The 8,908-nt window shown below is 44.8% G+C and carries 5 protein-coding genes and 1 pseudogene; 2 read left to right on the forward strand and 4 right to left on the reverse strand.

Going from position 1 to position 8,908, the window contains the following annotated elements; translation table 11 throughout:
- Window positions 1–874, forward strand: a pseudogene (locus HF974_14740) (group II intron reverse transcriptase/maturase).
- A gap of 133 nt (window positions 875–1,007) precedes the next feature.
- Here the strand turns inward: HF974_14740 and HF974_14745 are convergent.
- The 4 genes from HF974_14745 to aspS all read right to left on the reverse strand — a co-directional run bounded on the left by HF974_14745 (window position 1,008) and on the right by aspS (window position 7,014).
- A complete protein-coding gene (locus HF974_14745; GenBank protein ID MBC2699556.1) occupies window positions 1,008–1,247 on the reverse strand; it encodes a hypothetical protein in 240 nt (79 codons plus the stop codon).
- A gap of 215 nt (window positions 1,248–1,462) precedes the next feature.
- Window positions 1,463–4,984 (reverse strand): chromosome segregation protein SMC, encoded by a 3,522-nt coding sequence (gene smc / locus HF974_14750; protein MBC2699557.1) that lies wholly within the window; start codon window positions 4,982–4,984, stop codon window positions 1,463–1,465.
- Window positions 4,985–5,015: 31 nt separating this feature from the next.
- Window positions 5,016–5,582 carry a hypothetical protein gene (locus HF974_14755; GenBank protein ID MBC2699558.1) on the reverse strand — a complete coding sequence of 189 codons (567 nt, stop codon included), beginning with the start codon at window positions 5,580–5,582 and terminating at the stop codon, window positions 5,016–5,018.
- 124 nt (window positions 5,583–5,706) lie between these two features.
- Window positions 5,707–7,014, reverse strand: coding sequence for an aspartate--tRNA(Asn) ligase (gene aspS, locus HF974_14760; GenBank protein ID MBC2699559.1), 1,308 nt, complete (start codon window positions 7,012–7,014; stop codon window positions 5,707–5,709).
- Window positions 7,015–7,588: 574 nt separating this feature from the next.
- On the opposite strand from aspS, the gene HF974_14765 reads away from it, so the two are divergent.
- Window positions 7,589–8,788 carry an ATP-binding protein gene (locus HF974_14765; protein MBC2699560.1) on the forward strand — a complete coding sequence of 400 codons (1,200 nt, stop codon included), beginning with the start codon at window positions 7,589–7,591 and terminating at the stop codon, window positions 8,786–8,788.
- Window positions 8,789–8,908: the final 120 nt, after the last annotated feature.

Genomic DNA, 8,908 nt, shown 5'->3' on the forward strand with positions numbered 1-8,908 from the left:
TTGCTTCGATAATATCAACCATGACTGGCTTTTTGACAACATTCCAATGGATAAATCGACACTGAGGCAATTTCTTAAAGCGTGATTCGTGTATAATCGACATTTGAATCCTACTACAGCGGGAACACCACAAGGGGGAATTATATCCCCGATATTGGCAAATATGACACTGGACAGGATGGAAAAAGCCATTTCATCTGTGTATCATATCGGTAAGAATGGGAAAATCGATAAAACTCGACACAATCCCCATAAGGGGAATTTTTCGAGATATGCGGACGATTTTATCGTTACAGCAAACTCAAAAGAGACCGCGAAGGAGATTACCGAAGTGATTAAAGAATTCCTGAAGGAACGAGGTCTGGAATTGTCGGATGAGAAGACTCACATTACTCATATCAATGACGGCTTTGACTTTTTGGGCTGGAATTTCCGCAAATACAGAGGAAAGCTCCTGATTAAGCCATCCAGGAAGTCGATTGGGAATATCAACCGTAAAATTGGTGATGTGATCAAAGGAGAGAAGGCATGGAAACAGGAGAACCTTATTAATGTATTGAATCACATTATTACTGGTTGGTCGAATTCTAACCGATTAGCAGTATCCAACAAGATATTCAGCCAATTAGATCATATTGTCTGGAATATGCTCTGGAGATGGGCTAAGAGGAGACACCCGGATAAAGGTAATACCTGGATTGCTAATAAATATTGGCATTCTGAGGGAACTCGGAACTGGGTATTTTCTACGAGAGAGAATAGGATGAAACTGTTCTCGGATACGAAAATTGTTCGGTGTGATGGCTTGAAATTGGATAAGAACCCCTATATTGACCAAGAATATTTTGACTTGCGAAACCGTGCCCGATACTGAAAGGGTTATGAGACGCTTGAGCGGCATGAGGTTAAAGTCTCACGTACCGTTCTGAGAAGAGGAAGAGCGAGTAATCGCTCTCCTTCTTCTAAGAACCGGACTTGCGACTTTAACCACATCCGGCTCAAGTCTTTCATAATCCTTTTTGTATCTGGCAGCAGTTTCGTAAGTCAAAATAGTCTTGGTCAATATAGGGGTTCTTATCCAATTTCAAGCCATCACAGCGAACAATCTTTGTGTCCGAGAATAGTTTTAATCTATTCTTTCCGGTAGAAAATACCCAGTTCCGTGTTCCCTCAGAATGCCAGTATTTATTAGCGATCCAGGTATTACCTTTATCCGGGTGTCTCCTTTTAGCCCATCTCCAGAGCATATTCCAGACAATGTGGTATACATTTCAAAAAGTATGGTCAAATGTAAAATCAATGTAGACACAGATTTCACCGATTATACTGATTTTCACAACCACTATCAATCTGTGTCTCAAAGTTCTGAGCACTATGATAAATTACCATTTAATTTAAAGGGGATACACTAGAAGTGATAAAATAACCCCATCTCAATTATTTCTTAACATAAAAACGAATATCAATTCAACTTAACCCCAGTAATACTCGTAATATTATTCTCCTGCATGGAAACACCGATCGTCCTTTCAGCCGCCTGCACCATGGGCTTACGCAGACTCACCACAATGAACTGGGCATTATCCTTGGCCTTTTTCACTCTATATGCCACCCTCTCCGCATTAGAACCATCCAGGAACATATCGATCTCATCAAAAGCATAGAATGGCGCCGGCCTGAACTGCTGGATGGAAAATATCAATGCCAGTGCGGTCAGGCTCTTCTCCCCCCCACTCAAAGCCTCCATACGCTGCAGGCTCTTATCCTTTGGCTGGACCTTCATAGTAAGCCCGCCTGAAAATGGGTCATCAGGGTTCTCAAGCTCCAGTTCTCCCGGACCGTCCGACAGCTCAGTGAAAATACTCTTAAAATGATAATTAATACCATCAAAACAGTCCATAAACGCCTGTTTTTTCATCTGCTCATACTTGAAGATACGCTCCAGTATCTCCTCACGTTCATGGTCCAGTATATCACGACGGCTGCGCAGGTCATTACTGCGCCGTTCCACCTCTTCATATTCCTCAATAGCCCGCATGTTCACAGGTTCCAGTGAGGTCATTGTCCTGGTAATGGAAGCGATCCTTGTCCGGACCTCCTCCTGTGTTGGTACATCCTCACTCAGTTCCACACCCCTCCCCTCAACCTCTATCTTGAACTCCTTCACCTGCTCTGCAAGAGTATCACGCGTGGCATTCAAAGCCATTAATTGACGCCGGGAATTCTCAAGCTTGACCTTAATCTCCCCATGCTGTTTCTGCCACGATGCATATTCCATCTGGATATTCTCCCTGGCTTTTCGCATATCTGCCAGTTCCACTTCCAGTTCCTGCTCCCGCTTCAGCTTATCCTCAAGAGAGGATTCCATTTCAGTAATTCCACTCTGCAACTGCTGTATCTTGGAGCGAAGTTCATCCTTCCTGCCATCCAGTTCTGACAGCCTGGTCTTGATCTCCCCGACCCTTTCATCGGCATACTTCAATTCAGTATTAAAGTTATTGACATTGGCCTCGATATCCCGCTCACGGTTCTCAAGCCTTTTGATCTCATCCTCGATGCGCTGTGCCTGCTCATTTAACTCAGGCACCTCTGAACCTTTCAACTGTTCCTCCAGTTCCCCTACCCTGGCCGCAAGTCCGGTAATCTCCTGCTCTACCTCTTGCTTATTGCTCTCTATATTTTCCATCTCTTCACGCAGTTCCTTTTTGCCAGACTCGATCTCCTCAAGCTCTACCTGTTTTTCGGTAATAAGCACTGTGAGCCTTTCACCCCTGCTGTTTATCTCCTCGATCGCCATCTGCTTTTTGGCAATTTCGGTCTCCACATCCCTTATTTCCGTCTGGACAGATGAGATATGCCCTTCCACTGTGTCAAGTTTGGTTATCAGCATACTGCGCCGGGATTCATGTTCTGTGATCTGCTCTGCCAATTTGGTTATCTTATCCTCTTCAGAAGCTGCAAAGGATAGTCCTCTACTAGACAGGCTGCCGCCTGTCATGGCCCCGCTCTTCTCCACCACCTCGCCTTCCAGGGTGACCATACGAAGTCCGCCCATTAATCGCCTTGCAGTAGCCAGATCCTCCACGATCAGGGTATCCCTGAACACATAATGGAATGCAGCATCGAACTTCATGTCAAAATCAACTAAATTGATAGCATAATCTATCACACCAACCATATCGGAAATATCACGATATCCTGAAGGTGGCATCATCTTGTTCAGGGGCAAAAACGTGGCCCTACCGCCCCGCTGGTGCTTGAGGAAGGATATGGCACGGGAGGCATCCTCATCAGTATCCACCACAATACCCTGCATACGACCGCCCGCTGCCACTTCCAGGGCAGTGGCATACTCCTGGTCCACCTTACCCAGCTGGGCAATGGTACCATAAATACCGGGCAGCTCCCTCATTTTCCTGGCCTTTAGCACCTTTTCTACAGCATTACTATATCCTGATACTTCTTTTGCTGCCCTGACCCTAGCCTCGGCTGTCATGTACTCCTGCTGCAGCTTACGCAGGTTCTCTTCCAGGTCCTTGAGCACACCCCTCATCTGGGAGCGGTTGGATTCCAGATCATCAATATCATTGTTAAGGTCTTTAATCTGTTTGTTTAGGGCCTGGATCTCCTGCACCACATCTTCCCGGTCATCATCAGCGAACTTGATCTTGCGCCCGGAATCTTCTATCTCTTCCTCTATATCCTTTATCTCAGCACTGCGCCTGCGCATGGCATCAAGCAGCCGGTCCTCCTGGCGCATCAGTTCGTTCTTGCGGTTACGGGCCTCTTCAAGGTCATGTTTCACGTTTGACAGTTCATCACGGGTCTGTACGAATTTCGAATCCACCTCTGCTATCCTGCTTCGAAGTACCAGCAACTGGGTATTCTGGTCCCCTATCTCACTGGTAATCCCCTCCTTGCGATGTCCCTCTTCCTCTATCTTTGAGGTTAGCTCAGCTGTATTCCCCTTGATATTATCTATCTCGATAAGTCCTTTCCTGCGCTGGGAATCCAGGTCAGTTATCTCGGATTCAGTAAGTGTAATAGTGTTCTGGCTGACCGATATCTTTCCTTTGGTCTCCTCGATCTGCCGTTTTATTCCTATCTGCTCCTCTTCACCCATCTGGGTTATCTGTTCGTTCAGTTCCTTTAGACCTGACTCCAGTTCATTCATTTTCTCCTGTTTGGATTCAAGGAGTGATTCAAGTTCGGACTCCCCTTCCATCCTGGAACTGATCTCTTCCACTATCTTGTCAAACTCTTTTTGCGCATCCTTGAGCTTTGAGAGCAGCACGTAACCCTCATAGCGTACTTTTTCCTCCAGCAGGGCCTGGTACTTCAGTGCCTGATCCCGCTCACGCTGCAGTTTTTCACGCTGGCCATCCACCTCTGCCAGTATGATATCCACCCGCTCGATACGCTCTTTAACAATATCCAGCTCATTTATGGCATGGTCTTTCTTATTATCGAACTCGGCCACACCTGCTATTTCGTCGATTATCTTGCGCCGTTCTGTGGCTGTCATTTCCGTGATACGGGTAACATCACCCTGCATAACCACGTTATAGCCTTCAGGAGTTATCCCGGCCTTGGCAAGATAGTTATGGATCTCCCTGAGGGTTACCGCCTTATTATTAAAATAATAATAACTGTAATATCCCGAATTGGTCTGGCGCACTTTCCTTGTAATAATTATTTCGTCAGAATCCACTGGCATCTCGCGGTCCGAGTTATCGAACCGTATAACGACCTGGGCAAAATCCGGTTTTTTACCCCTGTCACCGTTAAATATCAGGTCTGTAAGTTTTTCTGCACGCAGGGTCCTTGAACTTGAAAGACCGAGACAAAAAAGTATCCCGTCCACAATATTGGACTTTCCACTCCCGTTGGGTCCCGATATCGTGGTAAAACCGTCATAGAAAGGTATCTTGATTTTCCTTCCAAAAGATTTGAAATTCTGGAATTCTATTTCTTTTATATGCACCTAATACCTCATGATCGGTGTTTTTTCACTGTTATTTTTTATATTCGATAACTACATCCTCATCTTCCCTGGCCTCTATAACAACTTCGCCTTTTCTGGTAGAGCCGGATGCAGAAGTTTTGGCAATTATGATGTCCTTTTCATCCTTTTTCCTAAGTGGAACTCTGCCCTCTTCACTTTCTGCAATGATAAACTGGGTTGAGGGTTCAGCTTTTTCTTCTTCAGTATATGGTTCTTCTCTGTGTACCTGTACACTGTCATGCCAGTCAGATAATTTCCCGGGATTTCCAGACCCGGTGATTGATGAGGCCTGATCTACCTTGTCGTCTTTAAGGTATTTATTTTTCATGTCCTGGATTATTATTTTTTGGTCAAGCAGTTCATTCATGACCCCGTCATAGGACAGGGATATGTCCCTTAGCTTATTCTCAAGCACTGATATCCTCTTGTCAAAGTCAAGGTCTTCCTTCATGCCTTCACGAAGCTCTTCAACAATGGACTCTTTTATCGAATTCCTGAGTTCATTGATCTCACGTTCTTTCGCGACCAGCTTATGTTCAAGCCTTTCAACTAAAATATCCCTGTTTTCGCTTATCACTACAACCCCTCAATAATTAACCTCATATCCACTTTATTATGTGAGTCAAGTTACTAAAATAATTTGTGGTATTATTAATATTATAAAGATAAATGCTTATAATTATGTACTAATCGCTCTTCTGTCAGGGTGATACGCGTTTGCGGTCCCTGGGGAACAGTACAACATCCCTTATGTTGTCCACATCCAGCATGGTCATGAGCAACCTCTCGGCCCCCAGGCCCCATCCCGAATGCGGCGGGATTCCGTACCTGAATGCTTTAAGGTAGAACTCAAACCCGTCAGGGTTTAGCCCCTGGTCTTGTATGCGCTTATGCAGCATGTCGTGGTCATGCACACGCTGGGCACCTGAAGAGAGTTCCATGCGGGGGTGCATCATATCAAAGGCTTTGGTCATTGTGGGTTCGTCCTCGTAGGGCTGGGTGTAGTAGGGCTTGATCTCGGTTGGCCAGTCCTTGATAAAGTAGTGTTCGCCGATGACCTCACCGATGACCTTTTCAGCATTTGTGCTCAGGTCGTCACCCCATTCCAGTAACTCCTTTGAGTTCTCGTTGTTGATCTCGATTGCCTCGTCGTAGGTCAGGCGCTTGAAGGGTGCCTTTGGGATAGTCAGTTCAATGCCTAGCGTCTTAAGGCTGGGTACGGCCCTTTCGGCAATCTTTTCATAAACATAAACGATGAGGTTCTCCAGTATTACCATTACGTCCTCATGGTCCATGAAACTAGCCTCGATATCGATACTGGTGGCTTCGTTCAGGTGCCGCCTGGTGTCGTGTTCTTCAGCTCTGAAAATGGGGCCTATCTCAAACACTTTGTCCATGCCGCCGCTCATCATGAGCTGCTTAAACAATTGTGGGCTCTGATTAAGGAAGGCCTCTGTATCGAAATAGGTGATCGGGAACAGTGCGGTGCCCCCCTCGGTAGCGGTTGCCACTACTTTTGGGGTGGTTATCTCAATAAATCCTTCATGCTCTAAAAATTCCCTTACGGCAGAGAGCATGTGGTGGCGGATGTGAAATACTGCCTGGGTCCTTGGCCTGCGTACGTCCATAAAGCGGTTGTCCAGCCTGGTGTCCAGTTCTGCGTTCACCTTACCTGTGGTATCCATAGGCAGCGGGGATTTGGCCGGGTTCAGCAGGTCGATCTTTATCGGGACCAGTTCGTAGCCGCCTGGGGCCTTGGCCTCGGCCTTGACCTCGCCTTCAATCAGGACAACGGATTCGCGGCTGAGGGCTTTGGCGTTCTTAAGCACTTCGGGGTCGATGGTCTTTTTGAAAAGGATTATCTGGGCCATACCTTCCCTGTCCCTGAGGACAAGGAACATAATGCCGCCAAGGTCGCGTATTTCGTGGACCCAGCCTGCAAGTTTTACTGTCTGGCCATTCATTTCCGGGGTTACGTGTGATGTGTAGTGAGTTCGTTTGAATTCCATATGTGCACCTTGTATATGATTGTAAAAATTTTAGGGGTTTTGTTTCTTGATGTGTCTAATGTATTATTAAATTACGGTTTTATAGTTAGACAAAGAAGTGATGTAAGGATTGGCTGCCTTGGAAGTTACCGGTTTATAGGATACAGGTTTATAGTATACAAAAATTAAAAATCTCAAGACTCCATCGGCTCGCCTTATTCCCGCATCAACTCCTGCTCCTGCTCTAAGGATAAGGTACAGGGCGAGCAGTTGGTAAGTAGTATGTAGGCACCCTGTCCTTCGTTATTTCTAACCTGTATGTGGAGATAAATTGTATTCGAGCTATTGGCGGATGAAATGAAAAATCGGAATGCAAAGTAATATTTTCAGGCCTAGGTATTTAAGTCCGGTATGAGGCTAACATGAGTACACGAAGATCGGGGCGGATCATGCGGATTGTTTGATTTTTTGGGGTAGGTTGTGATATTAATAGCAATAGATAAATCTCGTCTATTCGATACACTCACGATCCTGCATACAAGGATGGGGTCGTTTGACTTAAGTATAATTAGGCTGTTTATTCACTTAAGATAAAATGACGAAAGAAAACAGCCCATTCACACCGGGGATACCAGTACCAATAGATTATTTCATTGGTCGTACACGCGAAATTGAGAGGATTAATCGAGCTATTGTGCAGACATCCTCGGGTAGAAATGAAAATCTTTTCATAACCGGTGAGCGTGGAATTGGAAAAAGCTCATTATCTGTCCTCACACGTTACATCGCAGAAGAAAAATATCAGTTTGTCGGAGTTCATTGTTACATAGGGTCGGCAACGAATGTTAGAGATGTTTGCCAGATTGTCCTTACGAAGATACTACAGGCAATGCCCGATAAAGATCTTTTTGACAAAGCAAAGACGGTCTTTGGGAAATATATAAAAGGGGTTCAGCTTGGAGTTTTTGGCGTAGGTATGAACATTGAGTTTACCGATGATCAAAAACTACTTGAAGATTTGCCTTTGAATTTTTTATCCATCATGCGCGGTATCTTTGAAACGATTAAAGAAGATAAAAAAGGTCTACTCCTTATCTTAGATGATCTTAATGGGATGTCAAATGTTCCTGAATTCTCATATTTTCTTAAAAGTTTTGTGGATGAAATAGCATCCTCTCAAAAACCTTTACCGATTTTGTTAATACTAGTGGGGATTCCAGATAGAATGAGCGACCTGACAAAGAATCAACCTTCAATAAGCAGGATTTTTAATGTCATAGAGCTCAATTCAATGAATAACAATGAATCGGAAGAGTTTTTTAAAAAAGCCTTTGAAAGCGTTGATATAACTATAGAACAAGATGCCTTGCCGATGTTAACTTGTTACTCTGGCGGTCTGCCCGTGCTTCTTCACGAAGTTGGAGATGCTGTTTATTGGGAGGATTCTGATAGTTGCATTGACAAGGGTGATGCTATTAATGGTATCTTTCATGCTGCAGAGAGTGTGGGGCGGAAGTATCTTGATCGGCAAGTGTACCAAACACTTCGCAGTGAAACATATCATTCTATTCTGCGAACGATGGGTAAATTACCTTTAGAAGCAAAATTCAGGAGAAAAGAACTCGTAAAAGAAATGAGCGACTCAGAGTGCAGGAATTTTGATAATTTTCGTCGAAGAATGGAAGAGCTTGGAGTTTTGACAAAGGAAGAAGTTAGAGGTGAGTATAGGTTTTCCAATGAGCTGTTCAGGTTATATGTAATGATTGAAGCACTTATAGCTGAGAAAGGGAGATAATAAATTCATATGCATCGACCACCCCAGATCTGTCGTGCTTACACCACCTCCCTACCTCCATCCTAAGGATGCCCCCTAATTCGTTTAAGTGTGTGTGGTTGGGGCTTATCCATCCCCCCA

The sequence above is a fragment of the ANME-2 cluster archaeon genome, from assembly GCA_014237145.1.
Taxonomy (GTDB): Archaea; Halobacteriota; Methanosarcinia; order Methanosarcinales; family Methanocomedenaceae; genus Methanocomedens_A.